This is a genomic window from Sphingomonas sp. EU05-FHT14C10, assembly GCF_058790595.1.
Genome location: NZ_JBYTEN010000014.1, coordinates 77,460 through 93,518 on the forward strand (window position 1 = coordinate 77,460; position 16,059 = coordinate 93,518).

Genomic DNA, 16,059 nt, shown 5'->3' on the forward strand with positions numbered 1-16,059 from the left:
GACGAGGGCAATTTTCCTGCCCCGCTTCCCCCACGCGGGCGGAGCGCATAAAGACGAGCCATGCCAAGCGCGCCGCCCGTGCCCGATCTGACCGGCCTTTCGCTGGCCGACATCGCGCGGCTGGCGGACGAGCGGAAGCTGCCGCCCGTCGAAAGCTGGAACCCGTCGCACTGCGGCGACAGCGAGATGCGGATCGGCCGCGACGGCACCTGGTATCATCAGGGATCGCCGATCGGGCGCGCGGCGATGGTCCGCCTCTTCTCGACGATTCTGAGGCGCGAGTCCGATGGGTCCTATGTGCTCGTCACCCCGGTCGAGAAGCTCGACATCGCGGTCGATGATGCGCCTTTCGTCGCGGTCGAGGTGAAAAGCGAAGGCGAGGGCGAGGCGCGGCGGCTGGCCTTCCGGCTCAACACGGGCGACATGGTGGTGGCGAGTGCCGAGCATCCGCTGCGTTTCGAGGCGAGGGCGGATGGGCCGCACCCCTATCTTCGCGTGCGCAAGGGGCTGGACGCGCTCGTCGCGCGCGCCGTCTATTACGAGCTAGCCGCGCTCGCCATCGACGAAGGCGCGGACCCGCCCGCGCTGTGGAGCGAGGGCGCGCGTTTTTCGTTCGAGGCCGCATGACGCTTGCCGACCGACTGACACGCGCGCTGGGCGAAGGCGCCGAACGCGAGCTGGTGCTGCTCGAAAGCGACTATCGCGACGCGCAGATGCGCCCGGACGAAGTGCTGATGCCTGCGGCCGTGCTGATCGCGATCACCGACCGCCCGGAGCCGGGCGTGATCCTGACCCAGCGGACCACAAATCTGAAGCGCCATGCCGGGCAGATATCCTTCCCCGGCGGACGCATCGACCCGGACGATTCGGGACCGATCGAGGCCGCGCTGCGCGAAGCCGAGGAGGAAGTGTCGCTGCCCCGTTCGCTGGTCAAGGTGATCGGCCCCGCCGACCGCTATCGCACCATCACGGGCTTCGACGTGACGCCGATCGTGAGCGTGATCCCGCCCGATCTGCCCCTCGTCGCGGGCGAAGGCGAAGTCGAGAGCCTGTTCGAGGCGCCGCTTTCCTTCCTGTTCGAGCCGGGCAACCAGATCGAGCAGGCGGTGGAATGGCAGGGTCGCGAGCGCCACTATCACGAGATCATGTGGGACGGCCGCCGCATCTGGGGCGCGACGGCGGCGATGCTGATCAATCTGGGACGGCGGCTGGCATGGCCGCTGTGACATTGCCCGATGCGGCCTGGCGACACAGGCCGGGGCTAGACAGGCTGCTGGCCGCGCTGGACGCGGATGGGGGCGAGACGCGCTTCGTCGGCGGGGCGGTGCGCGATACGCTGCTTGGCCTGCCCGTCGCCGACCTCGATCTCGCGACGCGGCTGAAGCCTGAACTGGTCCGCGATCGCATCCGCGAGGCGGGATTGAAGGCCGTGCCGACGGGGCTCGCCCACGGCACGATCACGGCGGTGCTGGCCGACGGCCCGGTCGAGGTGACGACGTTGCGCCGCGACGTTTCGACCGACGGGCGGCGCGCGACCGTGGCGTTCAGCGACGACTGGCGCGAGGATGCGGCGCGGCGCGATTTCACGATCAACGCGCTTTATGCCGATCCGGCGGACGGGGCGGTGATCGATTATTTCGGTGGGCTCGACGATCTGGCGGCGGGGCGGGTGCGCTTCATCGGCGATCCGCTGACGCGCATCGCCGAGGATCATCTGCGCATCCTGCGCTTCTTCCGCTTCCATGCGCGCTTCGGCAGGGGCGTGCCCGATGCCGGAGGCTATGACGCCTGCGCGGCGCGCGCGAAGGACCTGATGGCCTTGTCGCGCGAGCGGATCGCTGACGAACTGCTCAAGATATTGGCGGGGGACGATCCCGCGGCGGTCATTCGGCTGATGCTCGATCGCGATATCCTCGCATCGGTGCTGCCCGAGATCGGGGCCGACAATGCCGGGCGGCTGGGAGCGCTGGTCGCGGCCGAGGCCGGGGCGGGCGTCGCGTCTGACCGGATCCGGCGTTTCATCGCGCTCGTCCCCGCCGATCCGGCGGTGGCGGACGATATAGCCGCGCGGCTGCGCCTGTCGAACGCCATCCGCAAGCGGATCGCGCTGGTGCTGTCGGATGTGCCTGCCGGAACGCCGGAAGCCACGGGGTATCGCATCGGGCGCGAAGCGGCGATCGACCGGATGCTGCTGACGGGCGACACGGCCGGCGCGGCATTGCTGCGAAGCTGGGAGAAGCCGACCTTGCCGACGAGTGGCGGCGCGCTGGTGGCGCGCGGGCTGGTGGCGGGGCCGGCAGTGGCGCGGGCGTTGAGGGCGATCGAGGAACGGTGGATCGCCGAGGGCTTTCCCGGGCGCGAGCGAGTCGACGCGATCGTCGACGCCGAATTGCTTCAGGCGCTCAGCCCGCGCCAGTAATCGAAGGCTTCGTCGGCAGAGAGCGGGCGCGAATAGAAGAAGCCCTGCGCGCGCGAGCAGCCAAGCGCGCCGAGCAGCTGCGACAGCTCGAACGTCTCGATGCCCTCGGCGGTGGTCTCCATGCCCAGCGAACGGGCGAGCGACAGGATGGCGCGCACGATGGCGGCCTTGTCGCGATCGGCGAGCATGCCGGTGACGAAGCTGCGGTCGATCTTGAGCATGTCGATCGGCAGGCGCTGAAGCGCCGCGAGGTTCGAATAGCCCGTGCCGAAATCGTCCATCGCGATCGTCGCGTCGAGCTCCTTGAGCGCGCCGAGCGTGCGGGTGGCGCGATCCGGATCGGCGATAAGCGCGCTTTCGGTGAGTTCGAGCATCAGCCGGCCGCCGCGCATCCCGACCCTGTCCAGCTCGGCGGCGACCATCGCCGGCACGTCGTCGCTGAAGATCTGGATGGGCGAAATATTCACCGCCATGCTGACCCGGATCGGCGCGCCATGGGCGGCGTCCCACGTCGACAGGGTGCGCAACGCCTCGCCAAGCGCCCATTGGCCGAGCGGACGGATTAGCCCGGACTCCTCGGCGACGGGGATGAACAAGGTCGGCGGCACCTCGACGCCCTCGTCGACCCAGCGGGCGAGCGCCTCGAAGCCTGCGACCTCACCGGTCGCGAGATCGATGACCGGCTGGAAGGCGAGGCTCAGTTCGTCGCGGTCGATGGCGTGGCGCAGTCGTGTCTCCAGCGTGAAGCGCTGGCGCGCGGCGCGCGATGCCGAAGGCTGGTAGATCTCGAACTCGCCGCTGGCCTTCGCCGCCTTCACCGCGAACTGCGCGCGGCGGATGATCTCGGCCGCGTCAGCGGAGCGATCGAACAGGGCGCAGCCGACTGCGGCCTCGATCTTGATCTCGAGCTCCGACAGGCGGCAGGGATTGAGGAAGATGTTGGAGATGCGGCGGGCGACGCGCGCGGCATCCTCCACGCCTTCGTTGAGGCGGATGAGCAGGCCGAATTCGTTGCCGCCGGTGCGCGCGATGAGATCGCCCGCGCGCAGTGCGGCCATCAGGCGGCGCGCCACGGTGATCAGCAGTTCGTCGCCCGCCATCGGGCCGATCGATTCGTTGATTCGGCTGAAACGGCGGACGTCGACGATCAGGATGGCGTGCTCGCCTTCCGCGCCGCCGCCCAGCGCCTCGACGCTTTCGTTGAAACCGGCGCGGTTGGGCAGGCCGGTCAAGGCGTCATGCGTCATTTCCAGTCGCAGGCTGCGCTGGGCATGATGCTCGGCCGTGCGATCGACGAGCGTGACGATTCCGCGCGCTTCCTCGCCGGTGAAGGAATCGAGTCGGGTCAGCCGGACGTCGAACTGGAGACCCGCAATTTCGTCGCCGTCGGTCCACTGGAGGTCGCTCTGCGCCTCCCCGCTGGCGAGAAAGGCCGAAAGGCAGGCGCCGAAGCCGCTGCGCCCGATCAAGGGGCGGCCGGAAAGCTGGGGATCGGTACGGTCGAGCAGCGCGAAGCGCCGGTTGTGATCCTCGATCGACAGGCGTCCGTCGCGGATCACCATGATGGCGACAGCGAGCGGCATCGCCTCCATGTAGATGGTGCGGAAGTGATCGAGCTGGCCCTTGAGGCCGGGATGCGCGGCATCGGCCGAAGGCTCGCCTCCGGATTCATTTCGGGTCGCCAGGACCGGGACCTTCATGTCCGCACGCGCCATGCAAGCCGCTTAGCGGCGAAAGGCTTAACAGTGTGTCTACCAGACGTGCGAAACGGGACGAATTGCGCGTCAATCGAAGCGGTTGTCGCGCGGGAACCCGACCGGCGCCATACGGCCGGCGGCGCCGCGCGCGGTGCGCCAGGGCGACAGATCGGCCTCGGTGCGTGTGCGCCCGCTGTCGCCGCCCATCGCCCAGCTCAGCCCCTGATCGAAGCGGATGGCGATCGCATCGGACAACCCGCCGTCGCGGTAGCGCTGGAGCGTGACGCCTTGCCCGCGCGCCATTTCGGGCAGTTCGGCGATCGGGAAGGCGGCCATTTTGCGGTTCTCGCCGATCACGACGACATAATCGGCGTCGGCCGGCATGGCGCGCGCGATGCGGAGCCTGGCGCCGGGCTTGAGATTGACGAGCTGCTTGCCCTTGCGCGTTTCCGCCACCGCATCGGCGACGCGCGCGATGAAGCCGCGCCCGTCCGATGACGCGAGCAGCAGCCGGCCATCGGGCGCGCCCGCCATCAGGGCGGTGATCCCCGTTTCGGCCTCCAGATCGATCATCAGCCGCACCGGCTCGCCAAAGCCGCGTCCGCCGGGCAACTTGTCGGCGGCTAGCGTGTAGAAACGGCCATTGTCGGCGGCGAGCAATATCTTGTCGGTGGTCTGGGCGTGGAAGGCGTGGGATGGCCCGTCGCCTTCCTTGAACTTGAGCGCGTCGGCCGAAGACAGGTCGATATGGCCGCGCATCGCGCGGATCCAGCCGCGCTGCGACATGATGACGGTAATCGGCTCGCGCTCGACCATCGCCTCCAGCGGAATCTCGCGCGCCGGGGCGGCTTCCTCGATCGTCGTGCGGCGTGCGCCGAGCGCGGTCTCGGGACCATAGCGTTCGCGCAGCCTGGCGAGATCGCGCTTCATCCGCGTGCGCTGGCGCGCGTCGGAGCCGAGCAGCTGGGTCAGTTCCTCGCGTTCCTTCTCCAGCGCGTCGCGCTCGCCGCGAATCTCCATTTCCTCCAGCTTGCGCAGGCTGCGCAGCCGCATGTTGAGGATTGCCTCGGCCTGGCGGTCGGTCAGGCCGAACTCGGCGATCAGCGCGGGCTTGGGTTCGTCTTCCTGCCGGATGATCGCGATCACCCGATCGAGGTTGAGATAGGCGACGAGATAACCGTCGAGCAGCTCGATGCGGTCGGCGATCTTGTCGAGCCGGTGGCGCGTGCGGCGCTGGAGTACCTCGAACTGATGCGCGAGCCAGTGCGTCAGCACGTCCTTCAGGCTCATCACGCGCGGCGTGCGCGTCGCGTCGAGGACGTTGAGGTTGAGCGGGACGCGGACTTCGAGGTCGGTCAGCCGGAACAGGCTGTCCATCAGCATCTGCGGATCGACGGTGCGGCTGCGCGGCTCGAGCACGATGCGGATCTCGGCATCGGATTCGTCGCGGACGTCGGCGAGGATGGGCAGCTTCTTCTCGTTGATGAGCGTCGCGATCTGCTCGATCAGCTTGCCCTTCTGCACGCCATAGGGAATCTCGGTGACGACCGCGATCCAGGTGCCGCGCCCTTCATCCTGCTTTTCCCAGCGCGCGCGCGTGCGGAAGGCGCCGCGCCCGGTCGCATAGGCCTCGGCAATGCTGGCCGCCGGATCGACGACGATGCCGCCGGTCGGGAAATCGGGGCCCTTCACATAGTCAAGCAGCGCGGCGTCGGGGGCGTGCGGCTGATCGATCAGCCGCATGGCCGCGTCGATCAGCTCGGCGGCGTTGTGGGGCGGGATGCTGGTCGCCATGCCCACCGCGATCCCGCTCGCGCCGTTGGCGAGCAGGTTCGGGAAAAGGCCGGGCATGATCTCCGGCTCTTCATCCTCGCCATTATAGGTCGGGCGGAAATCGACGGTGCCGTCGTCGAGCCCGGCCATCAGATCGATCGCGACCTGCGTCAGCCGCGCCTCGGTATAGCGATAGGCGGCGGCGTTATCGCCGTCGATATTGCCGAAATTGCCCTGCCCGTCGACGAGCGGGTAACGCAGCGCGAAGGTCTGGGCGAGGCGGACCATCGCGTCATAGACCGAGGCATCGCCATGCGGGTGATATTTGCCGATGACGTCGCCGACGACGCGCGCGCATTTCTTGTAGCCTTGCGTAGGATCGAGCCGCAGCAGCCGCATCGCCCAGAGCAGCCGGCGGTGGACGGGTTTCAGCCCGTCGCGGACATCGGGGAGCGATCGTGCGGTGATCGTCGACAGCGCATAGACCAGATAGCGCTCGGACAAGGCCGAGTCGAAAGGCGCATCGATGATCGTGTCGAACGGATCGCGGTAATCACTCATCACCCGCCGATAGCAGGCGATCGGGGCGGACGGGAAGGGTGGAGAGAGGGGGAAAGCCTCAGCCGGCGCGATGCGCGGCGATCAGCAGCTCCGCATTCTTCTCCAGCCGGTCGGGCAGGCCGGGACAGCCGCAGGCGTGGTGGAGCGAGAAGGCGCCTTCGACGAGCATGAGCAGGCCGTCGGCCAGCGTGCCGGGATCGGCGGCGGGGAGGGCGGTCGCGATCTCTTTCAGGCGACCGCGAAGCTCGGTCTTGCAGGCGTGGGCGACGACGCGACCGGGATGATCGGGCTCGGCCAGCTCGCTCGCGGCGTTGGAGACGGCGCAGCCACGGAAATGGCCGGCCTCCATCTTGATGACTTCATAATGCACGATGGCGAGGAGCTGGCGCGCCGGATCGTCGCCCGCGCGCTTGATCTCGGTCTCCATCGCAATGCGGTCGCGCTCGGCCGCGTCCTGAAGGCAGGCTGCGACCAGCGCATCCTTCGACGCGAAGGCGCGATAGAGACTCGGCTTGGTAACGCCCGCGCGCGCCACGATCTCGTCGACGCCGACCGCGCGTATGCCCTTTTCGTAGAAGAGCTCCTGCGCCGCCTCGAACACGCGCTGGGCCGCGTTCTTGCGCTCGCCGGCCGGCCTGGTGTCGATCGTCTGGGTGGTCATCGTCAAAAAAATCTCCGTGGCCCGTTGACAGGGATGTAACAGACCGGTACGTAGCCTTCAAGGACGTACCGTTCAGTAACATTAAGCAGCTTCGGCCTCAGGGATCGGAAAGGGAAGTGACATGGCCTATCGTTCGTTCGCAGCCTGGCCCGAGGTCGAGGCGCTCGGTCTTTACGGTGCCGCCCATGCGGAGCAGGCGCCGCTGTTCTCGCCGCTCGAATATCGCGTGATCGGCATCGGCGCGCGCAGCGACGTGCGGCGCGAGCTTCGCCCCGAATCGCGCACCGCCCGCTGGCTGAACCGCCTGTTCGGCATCGAGTTCGCCCGTCCGCTTGCGGACGGCAAGCTGGAGGCCCTGCGCCGTTTCGCCTCGATCGTCGGGCGCGCCGCGCCAGACGTGGTCGCGGATCATATCAACGAATTCCTGGAAGCTGGTTATAGCAGGCGGCAGGCTGAATGGCTGACCCGCATGCCCGCCCGCGCGCGTACGCCCCTTCGCGCTGCGATGGCTTGACCCGCTGACCGGAATGCTGCGACGGGGGTCATATGCCCCTAACCCGCCCCCGTCGCAGCGCTCTTTTTCTCCCCGCATCCAATGCGCGCGCGATCGAAAAGGCGCGCGCGCTTCCCGCAGACGTCATCATCCTCGATCTTGAGGATGCCGTCGCGCCCGACGCCAAGGTCGAGGCGCGCGCAGCAGCGGTCGCCGCCGTTCGCGAAGGCGGCTTCGGCTCGCGCGAGCTGATCGTCCGGATCAATGCGCCGGGCACCGAATGGGGCGTTGAGGATCTGCGCGCCGTCGCCCATGCCGAACCCGACGGCATCCTGATCCCCAAGGTTTCCGCGCCGAAGCAGATCCACGATGCCCGTGCGCTGATGGGCACGGCGACGCCGCTCTGGGCGATGATCGAGACCTGCGCCGCGCTGCCGCAGCTCGACGCGCTGGCCGGCGAGGCGGGGCTGGCGGGCTTCGTGCTCGGTACCAACGATCTGGCCAAGGAAATGCGTGCGCGGCTGCTGCCGGGACGGGCGCCCTTCCAGCCGATCATGACGCTGGCGGTCGCAGCGGCGCGCGCGCACGGCATCGCGGTGCTCGACGGCGTGTGCAACGATTTCTCCGACATGGCGCGCCTCGGCGCCGAATGCGAGCAGGGGCGCGAATTCGGTTTCGACGGCAAGACGCTGATCCATCCCGCACAGATCGAAACGTGCAACGCCGTCTTTTCGCCGAGTGCGGAAGAGATCGCCTGGGCGGAAAGCGTGATCGCCGCGTTCGAGGCGCCCGAGCATCAGGGAAAGGGCGCCGTGAAGGTCGACGGGCGGATGATCGAGCGCCTGCACCTCGACGAAGCGCTTCGGATCAGGGCGCTCAGCGCCTAGACTCGCGCCTTCCCCGTCATTGCGAGGGGCAAAGCCCCGTGGCAATCCAGTTCTTGGCACCAGCCTTCTGGATTGCCGCGCTTCGCTCGCAATGACGAAGCGGGCGCGGGCCTGTCGCCTCAATCGCCCAGAATATGCATCAGCATCGGCGCGCCGGTGAGGCTGGGCGAGCCGCTGAGGCGTGCCAGTGCGTCGGCGACCGCGCGTTCCGGCCCCTCATGCGTGACGATCGCGACGATCACGCTGCCGTCGGCAAGCTGGCCGCGCTGGATGAGGCTTTCGATCGAGACGTTTGAGTCGCGCATCGCCGCTGCGATCTCGGCAAGCACGCCGGTGCGATCCTGCACCGTGAAGCGCAGATAGGCCTTGCCGATACGGCCCCCCGAATCGGCGGCAGAGCGCTCGGCCAGCGCGGCGACGGGCATGGCGAAGGCGGGGCCATATTCGCCGCGCGCAATGTCGATCAGGTCGGCGACCACGGCGCTCGCGGTCGGGCCGTCGCCTGCGCCGCGCCCCTCGAAGAGCAGGCGGCCGACGAAATTGCCCTCGGCGACCACGGCGTTGAGCGAGCCCGAGACGTGGGCGAGCGGGTGATCGACGGGCACGAGATGCGGGTGGACGCGCTGGAACAGGCCGTCCTTGCTCGCCTCGCCTACACCGACCAGGCGGATGCGATAGCCGAGCGCCGCAGCTTCGGCGATGTCAGCGGCGATGACGTGGCGGATGCCGGTGATCGCGACTGAGTCGAAATCGATCTTCGTCCCGAAGGCGAGGCTGGAGAGGATCGACAGCTTGTGCGCGGCATCGACGCCGTCGATGTCGAAGCTGGGATCGGCCTCGGCATAGCCCAGCGCCTGCGCCTCGCCGAGCACCTCGGCGAAATCGCGGCCTTCCTTCTCCATCGTGGTCAGGATGTAGTTGCAGGTGCCGTTGAGGATTCCATAGACGCGGCTGAGCTCGTTGGCGGCTGCGCCCTCGCGCAGACCCTTGATCACCGGGATGCCGCCCGCGACCGCCGCTTCATATTTGAAGGCGACGCCCTTCGCCTCGGCTGCGCCGGCCAGTTCGAGCCCGTGATGCGCGATCATCGCCTTGTTGGCGGTGACGAAGGGCCGGCCGGCGGCGATGCTGCGGCGCGCAAGCGTGAGGGCGGGGCCGTCGGACCCGCCGATCAGTTCGACAACCGCATCGACGCCGTCATGTTCGGCAAGCGCGGTCGTGTCGTCGACCCAGGCGAAGCGCGAGAGATCGACGCCGCGATCCTTGGCGCGATCGCGCGCCGAGACGGCGACGACCTCGATCGGGCGGCCCGCACGGCGCGCGATCAGATCGCGATTTTCGTCTAGCACGCGAATGACGCCGCCGCCGACGGTGCCGAGTCCGGCAAGGGCGATCCTGAGCGGTTGCGTCATTTCATGTCCTCAAATTGATGCGAATCGCCTCGCCATAACCACAAATCGCCACGCGGGCGAAGCCCGGTGGCGCAAATGCATTGGTCACGCGTCTGTTATTTCAGCAGTCCGATCTCGCGCAGCCGCTCGGTCAGATAGTCGTCGGCGGTGATCGGCGTCGGATAGCGATCGGGATTTTCGGCGCTGATGCACTGCGGCAGCGTCCTGATCTCGAAGTCCGAGGCGAGGTGCAGGAAATAGGGCATCGAGTAGCGCGAGAAGCCGCGCCGTTCGACCGGCGGATTGACCACGCGGTGCGTGGTCGACGGCAGGACATGGTTGGTCAGCCGCTGCAGCATGTCGCCGACATTGACGACCATTGCACCTTCGGGCGGCGCGATCGGCAGCCAGCGGCCATCCTTGTCGAGAAGCTGGAGGCCCGCTTCCTCGGCACCGAGCAACAGGGTGATGAGATTGATGTCCTCGTGCGCGCCGGCGCGGACGCCGGGGGCGTCGGCAGGCACGGGCGGGTAATGGAGCAGGCGCAGCACGCTGTTGCCATTCTCGGTCGGCTTCTCGAACCAGTCGGACGCGAGGCCGAGATGGCGGGCGATCGCCGAGAGGATACGCAGCCCCGCCTTGTCGAGCGCGTCGTAGAGCGCGAGGAAGGTCGGCTTGAAATCCGAAAGCTCGGCGGGCCAGACATTGTCGGGCATGTGGCTGCGATAGCGGTGGCCGGCGGGCAGTTCGCGCCCGACATGCCAGAATTCCTTCAGGTCGTGCTGCTTCGCGTCCTTCGCGATCTCGATACCGAAAGGCGTATAGCCGCGCGCGCCGGCCTTGCCGGCCAGGTGGTAGGCCTTCTTCGCTTCGACCGGCAGGTCGAAGAACGCCCTCGTCTCGGCCCACGCCTTGTCGATCAGCGCATCGTCGACGCCGTGGTCGGATATGACCGCGAAGCCGAAACGCTCGAAGCTCTGGCCGAGCGCATGGGCGAAGCCGTCGGGATCGCGCGCTTCGTCATTGAGCGAGAGCGGGGTGATGGCGGGGGTGGGCGTGTCCAGCATGACGTAACTTTAATCCGGTCGCGACGGGAAGGGAACGGCAACGCGCTTCCAATCGGGAAGCGGATCGCCACATAGTGCGCTCCCTTCGCGGTTGAAATAGTCGAGAGTGATGATGAAAGCGCTTACCACCCTTGTCGCCGGGCTTGCCGGCCTGGCCCTGACGTCCCCCGCCGCTGCCGCCGATGTCGGAGGGCGCTGGCTGACGCCGACCGGGGCGACGATCGAGATCTACAGTTGCGCGTCGGCGCTGTGCGGGCGGATCGTCACCTCGGATGCGCTGCAGAAGAACCCCGATATGCGCGACACCAAGAACTCCAACGCCAATTTGCGCACACGCCCGGTGAAGGGGCTGGTGATGCTTTCGGGGTTCACCGGCGGCCCGGCAAAGTGGGCCGGCGGGCAAGTCTATAATCCGCAGGACGGACGCACCTATTCGGGCAGCGTCGAACTCACCGCGCCCGACAAGCTGAAGCTCACCGGCTGTGCCCTGGCGATCTTCTGCAAATCGCAGGAATGGCAGCGCGTGAAATAGCGCGCCTTATTATTCCGGCTTGAGGGGCGTTCCCTCAAGCCGGGCGACGGCGTGGCGCACGACCTTATCCAGCGCTTCCTCCGAGAAGAAGCCGCCCGGGATCAGGCAATGTTCGATCAGCACGCGACGGAAGGCCGCGAAGGTCGCGGTGTCGGGTGCGACGGGGGCCTGCCAGAAGGCATCGAGTCCGTTCTGGAACGTGATATCGGGCATGTCGTAGATGGCCTGGCCCAGCGCGACGACGGGAATGCCCATGGCCAGCGCCAGCGTTCCGCTGGTGCTGTTGATCGTGACCACGCCGCGCGAGCGCCGCGTGACGGGCACGATGTCTCCCCAGCCGAGATAGTCGATCCGGTCGGCGACACCGAAGATGGCGGCCATGAGCGCCGTTTCCTGCCGCCAGTTGCGCACGCCATTGTCGAGCGGATGTTCCTTGACCACCAGCCGCATATTGGCAGGCGCGTGGCGCGAGAAGGATTCGATCACCAGCCGCAGCGCATCGGCAACGCCTGCGAAGGGCGAGTGGAGGCGGATCTGCGCGTCCGAATCAAGTTGGAGCGGAAACAGGAAATAGGGATCGTCGGACGATTCCAGCCGTGCCAGCAATTGACGGGCCTGAGCCTCGTTTTCCTTGCGGCGCAGCAGTTTGCGCGTCCACCCGATACCTTCCACCAGCGGATGCCACGGCCGGTGATTGCTCCAGTGCGGATAGCGCCAGCGGCTAAGCACGTCGCCGAAATTATAGACGAGGCCCTCGAGCGCGCGCCTGCGGAACGACGACGGAACCTGGCTGTGCGCAGGCACCGGCGGGAGCTTGGCCGCCATCCGGCGATACCAGGCAGGATCGCGCGGCAGCGAGGAATGGCCGTTGACGCCGCCCAGCTCGAGCGTGACCCAATCGGGCCGGATATAGCCTTCCTCGAACACATGGACGGGCACGCCCAGCTCGCGGCAGACCGGGATCGCCGCCATGTGATAGGCGCGGCAATCGCCGAACAGAACGACGTCGGTAATCTTCTTCTCGCGCAGGATGCGATCGAAGGCGGCCGGCCATTCCGCCAGCGAACCCAGATAGTCGATGCCGTTCGGCAGGCGCCAGAAAAGCCGGTCGCCGCCGTTGAAGTTGATCTTGTGGACGGTGTGGCCGTCGGCGATCAGCCCCTGGCCCAGCCGCCGGAACAGCGGACCCATCAACCCCTGCAACAGCAGGACGGTGCGCTTTCCGGGCCTGATCGAGCGGTCGTCCACGGCGGCGGAACGCTCCGTCGCGGCGGCGGGTATATCAAGCATCTGGAAAAAGCGCTCCGAACTCACATCGTCGAGAGCGCCTGGGTGACGGACATTTTGCGTCGGTCGGCTTGCTGGTCTGGCCCCTCTCACATCCGGACCGTTAGCCCTCCCGATGCTGCGCCGCAACCCCGCCCGTCTCGTCGGCGAGGCGGTGCATCGACAGCCGCGACTTCTGATGACAGCAAAAGGCGGGCTCGCTATGAGGCCTCCCCTTCGGGCCGCGCGGCCGGAGAATCGAAATCGGGCGGTGCGACAAGGCAGTGACGGGTGACTGGTTGACAATCGCGGCGTCGCTGGCGGCCGCAATCCTGCTCGACGGATTGGTCCGGCCGCGACCGAGGACCGCCTTCGCGCCAGCCGGGCGGAGCCTTTCCGGGCTATGGCTGTTCGTCTGGATGATGACGGCGCTGTTCGGGCTGTTTCTCGCCGTCAGCGGGAATATCGCCGTTTCGGCGGCGATGGCGGTGGCGCTGCTGGCGCTGCTGGTGCTCGTTTCCAACGCCAAGCATGCGATGCTCGGCGAACCGCTGCTTTTTTCCGACCTTGCGCTGATCGGGGCGATTTTCCGCCATCCGCAATTCTACCTGTCGGCGATCAAAATGTGGCAGCGCATCTGGGCCGGCGCGATCGCCGCGCTGCTGCTCGTCATCTTCTCGCTGCTGTTCGTGCCGCATCTGGGGCCGCATCTTGCGGGCGGCGGACTGCTTCTCGGCGCGCTCGCCATCCTGGGCGTCAGCCTGCGAAGCGCACCCTATTCCGCGCTTGCGCGCGAGCCCGACGCCTATGCCGACGTCCGCCGCCTCGGGCTTTTCCCGACGCTGCTGCTCTATTGGCGGCGCTGGCGCGAAAGCAGCGATCCGGCGCCTTGCCCGCCGGTTGCGCGGCGACCCTTGGCGGCCCCCCCAGCAACGCCCGAACTGGTGGTCATCGTCCAGTGCGAATCCTTTGCCGATCCGGCAGAACTGTTCGGCGACGCGGGCCTCGCCCTGCCGGGGCTTTCCGCTGCATGCGCGAAGGCCTGGCAGTGGGGCCAGCTCGATGTCTATGGCTTCGGCGCCTATACGATGCGCACGGAATATGGCGTGCTGTTCGGCCGCGGCGAGGCTGCGCTCGGCTTCCGCCGCTACGATCCTTTTCTGACCGCGCTTGGCGAGACCTCATACGCCATGCCGATGCGGCTGAAGGATGCGGGCTGGCGCAGCCTTTTCGTCCATCCGCACGACATGCGCTTCTACAATCGCGATCTCATCATGCCGGCCAGTGGATTTTCGGTGCTCGTCGGTGAAGATCGGTTTGCGCCCGTCGCCCCAGGGGACGGGCGCTATATTTCCGACACGGCAGTGGCGTCGCAGATCGCCGCGCTGGCGAAGGAGGCGACCGACCCCACGCTCATCTATGCCGTGACGATCGAAAATCACGGTCCCTGGGCGCCCGAGGCAAGGACCGAGAAGCCAGATCTGGTCCAGAGCTATCTGCGTCTCGTGAGAAACAGCGACGCGATGCTGACGGCTCTGCTCGACGAGCTGGCCACGCTCGGGCGGCCGGCCATGCTCGTTTTCTTCGGCGATCATCGCCCGAGCATTCCCGGCGCGACCGCACCCGGCGCGGCGCTCCACACGCCCTATGTGATGGTGCGTCTCGACGCTTCGGGGCAGGTGGTGCCGGGCGACAACCGGCGTGTCGATCTGTCGCCCGCCGATCTTCACCATGCCGTGCTGGATATGCTGTTGGGCGAACGGACATCGGACGGGCCGGCTAAAGCCCGGGCGGAGTAAGCGCGCGCAACAGCCGTGCGCGCAATGGCGCGGGCATTAGCCGATCGATCAGGCGCAGGAACGCAAACGGCCGTGGCAGCACCAGATGCGCCTTCCCGCGCATCGCCGCTGACATGATGCGGGCGGCGGCGGCGTCCGGCGACAGGATCATTGGCTTCGGCCCCGGAATTCGCCGTGCTGCTGCGGTGTCGATGAAACCCGGGGAAACGAGCGTCACCGATACGCCATGTCCGCGCACTGCCAGGCGCAGCGCTTCGGCGAAGCGCGCCAGCCCTGCCTTCGTGCCCGCATAGGCCGCAGCGAATGGCAGGGCGTGAAATCCCGCAGCCGAACCGATCAGCACGATCCGGCCGCTGCCGCGTGCGGCCATGCGCCCGGCCAGAGCAGCGGCCATGGCGGACGGCGCGACGAAGTTGACCTGCCCCAGACGGGTGACGAGCGCCGGATCCTCGACGACCGCGCCGGCCGCGCGCACTTCGCCCAGGCCGGAGGCGACTATGGCCAGATCGATCGGGTCGTCCTCGTCCTCGGCCAGCAGAGCGGCGACGGCGGCTGCGGCGTCGGTCAGATCGAGCAGGCGAATATCCGCCCGGGCGCCGGCCGTGCGGCAGGCCGCAGCGACGGCCAAGAGGCGAGCCTCGTCGCGCGCCCACAGGGACATGCGTATGCCGGGGCGTGCGCAATACTGTGCAAGAGCGCCGCCAAGCCCGCCGGACGCGCCGACGACAAGAATCCGTTTCGGATCGAACATCCCGTCACATTCCAGCTTTTTTATCACTCTAATGAATAATCACCGGTTCACCTTTTCCGCCCGGCTCTTAGTGCTTGACAGCCCATGGGGTCTTCTGTCCAGACATCGCATAATGACTGCCCGTAATCCCCGTCCGCAGCGCATCCGGCTGTTCAAGAGCGACCGGCTGGAGCGGCTCACCCATTTTTCGCCCAATGCCTTTTGCGCGACCTGGGCCGCGATCATTCCGCTGATTGCATGGGCGGGGTGGGGACGCGCCAGCTTCGCGACCGGCATCGGCTTCGGCCTTGCCGGGCTGCTGGTCTGGACCTTGTTCGAATATGCGATGCACCGCTATCTGTTCCATTGGCGCATCGACTGGAAGCCGGTGGAATGGCTCGTTTTCCTGATCCACGGCAATCATCACGCCAACCCCAATGATCGCATGCGCAACCTGATGCCGCCGATCATAAGCGTGCCAGTCGCGGCGCTGATCTGGGGTGGCTGCGTGGCGGTTTTCGGCGGGGCGGGAACCTGGCTCTTCCTCGGATTTATTTCGGGCTATGTCATCTACGACCTCATCCACTTCGCCTGCCATCAATGGCCGATGCGTGGTCCGTTGGGCAAGGCGCTGAAGCAGCATCATATGCGTCATCATCATATCGATGAGGATCGCAACTTCGCGATTTCGGCGATCTTCTGGGATCGCGTGTTCGGTAGCAGCATCTCGTCGCTCGGCCGTTAGGACCCGCGCGGCCGCAAGTTGCCGACCCGCGTTCGGCT

Annotated in this window: 15 protein-coding genes; 8 read left to right on the forward strand and 7 right to left on the reverse strand. The window is 67.3% G+C overall.

The genetic code is table 11. The annotated features are described in order from the left end of the window. The first annotated feature begins 60 nt into the window (after positions 1-60). Genes AC3WT0_RS14045 through AC3WT0_RS14055 form a run of 3 tightly spaced genes read left to right on the forward strand, consistent with a single transcriptional unit; the run spans position 61 to position 2,419 of the window. Positions 61-627, forward strand: a complete 567-nt coding sequence (locus AC3WT0_RS14045; protein WP_492754019.1) for a DUF1285 domain-containing protein — start codon at positions 61-63, stop codon at positions 625-627. Next, complete coding sequence (locus AC3WT0_RS14050) at positions 624-1,226, forward strand: CoA pyrophosphatase (protein WP_492754020.1); 603 nt, start codon at positions 624-626, stop codon at positions 1,224-1,226. Before AC3WT0_RS14045 ends, AC3WT0_RS14050 begins: the two co-directional genes overlap by 4 nt. Beyond that, positions 1,214-2,419: a CCA tRNA nucleotidyltransferase gene (locus tag AC3WT0_RS14055; protein WP_492754021.1), complete on the forward strand. Its 1,206-nt coding sequence runs from the start codon at positions 1,214-1,216 to the stop codon at positions 2,417-2,419. The genes AC3WT0_RS14050 and AC3WT0_RS14055 overlap by 13 nt, the downstream gene beginning before the upstream one ends. Here the strand turns inward: AC3WT0_RS14055 and AC3WT0_RS14060 are convergent. The 3 genes from AC3WT0_RS14060 to AC3WT0_RS14070 all read right to left on the reverse strand — a co-directional run bounded on the left by AC3WT0_RS14060 (position 2,395) and on the right by AC3WT0_RS14070 (position 7,111). Beyond that, positions 2,395-4,119, reverse strand: a complete 1,725-nt coding sequence (locus tag AC3WT0_RS14060) for a putative bifunctional diguanylate cyclase/phosphodiesterase (RefSeq protein ID WP_492754022.1) — start codon at positions 4,117-4,119, stop codon at positions 2,395-2,397. The two genes, AC3WT0_RS14055 and AC3WT0_RS14060, sit on opposite strands and share 25 nt — an antisense overlap. A gap of 84 nt (positions 4,120-4,203) precedes the next feature. Then, on the reverse strand, positions 4,204-6,450 hold the full coding sequence (gene parC / locus AC3WT0_RS14065) for a DNA topoisomerase IV subunit A (protein ID WP_492754023.1): 2,247 nt from the start codon (positions 6,448-6,450) through the stop codon (positions 4,204-4,206). A gap of 58 nt (positions 6,451-6,508) precedes the next feature. Then, the gene (locus tag AC3WT0_RS14070) at positions 6,509-7,111 is read right to left on the reverse strand and encodes a TetR/AcrR family transcriptional regulator (protein ID WP_492754048.1); all 603 of its coding nucleotides are present in this window, start codon (positions 7,109-7,111) and stop codon (positions 6,509-6,511) included. A 121-nt stretch (positions 7,112-7,232) separates the two neighbouring features. Here AC3WT0_RS14070 and AC3WT0_RS14075 point away from each other — a divergent pair, with 121 nt between their 5' ends. Both AC3WT0_RS14075 and AC3WT0_RS14080 read left to right on the forward strand, forming a co-directional pair. Then, entirely contained in the window at positions 7,233-7,625 is a 393-nt protein-coding gene (locus AC3WT0_RS14075) for a hypothetical protein (RefSeq protein ID WP_492754024.1), read from the forward strand. Positions 7,626-7,657: 32 nt separating this feature from the next. Further along, a complete protein-coding gene (locus AC3WT0_RS14080; RefSeq protein WP_492754025.1) occupies positions 7,658-8,491 on the forward strand; it encodes an HpcH/HpaI aldolase/citrate lyase family protein in 834 nt (277 codons plus the stop codon). A gap of 119 nt (positions 8,492-8,610) precedes the next feature. Here AC3WT0_RS14080 and AC3WT0_RS14085 read toward each other — a convergent pair whose 3' ends face one another. Both AC3WT0_RS14085 and AC3WT0_RS14090 read right to left on the reverse strand, forming a co-directional pair. Then, positions 8,611-9,903 carry a homoserine dehydrogenase gene (locus tag AC3WT0_RS14085; RefSeq protein ID WP_492754026.1) on the reverse strand — a complete coding sequence of 431 codons (1,293 nt, stop codon included), beginning with the start codon at positions 9,901-9,903 and terminating at the stop codon, positions 8,611-8,613. Between the two features lie 95 nt (positions 9,904-9,998). Then, positions 9,999-10,949: an isopenicillin N synthase family dioxygenase gene (locus AC3WT0_RS14090; RefSeq protein WP_492754027.1), complete on the reverse strand. Its 951-nt coding sequence runs from the start codon at positions 10,947-10,949 to the stop codon at positions 9,999-10,001. Positions 10,950-11,061: 112 nt separating this feature from the next. Between AC3WT0_RS14090 and AC3WT0_RS14095 the strand changes: the two genes are divergently transcribed. After that, positions 11,062-11,481 (forward strand): DUF2147 domain-containing protein, encoded by a 420-nt coding sequence (locus AC3WT0_RS14095; RefSeq protein WP_492754028.1) that lies wholly within the window; start codon positions 11,062-11,064, stop codon positions 11,479-11,481. Positions 11,482-11,490: 9 nt separating this feature from the next. On the opposite strand, the gene AC3WT0_RS14100 is transcribed toward AC3WT0_RS14095, so the two are convergent. After that, positions 11,491-12,672: a capsule polysaccharide biogenesis protein gene (locus tag AC3WT0_RS14100; RefSeq protein WP_492754049.1), complete on the reverse strand. Its 1,182-nt coding sequence runs from the start codon at positions 12,670-12,672 to the stop codon at positions 11,491-11,493. A gap of 374 nt (positions 12,673-13,046) precedes the next feature. Between AC3WT0_RS14100 and AC3WT0_RS14105 the strand changes: the two genes are divergently transcribed. Then, entirely contained in the window at positions 13,047-14,546 is a 1,500-nt protein-coding gene (locus AC3WT0_RS14105; RefSeq protein WP_492754029.1) for an LTA synthase family protein, read from the forward strand. Here the strand turns inward: AC3WT0_RS14105 and AC3WT0_RS14110 are convergent. After that, positions 14,527-15,297, reverse strand: a complete 771-nt coding sequence (locus AC3WT0_RS14110) for an SDR family NAD(P)-dependent oxidoreductase (protein ID WP_492754030.1) — start codon at positions 15,295-15,297, stop codon at positions 14,527-14,529. The two genes, AC3WT0_RS14105 and AC3WT0_RS14110, sit on opposite strands and share 20 nt — an antisense overlap. 112 nt (positions 15,298-15,409) lie before the next feature. On the opposite strand from AC3WT0_RS14110, the gene AC3WT0_RS14115 reads away from it, so the two are divergent. Then, positions 15,410-16,021 carry a sterol desaturase family protein gene (locus AC3WT0_RS14115; protein WP_492754031.1) on the forward strand — a complete coding sequence of 204 codons (612 nt, stop codon included), beginning with the start codon at positions 15,410-15,412 and terminating at the stop codon, positions 16,019-16,021. Positions 16,022-16,059: the final 38 nt, after the last annotated feature.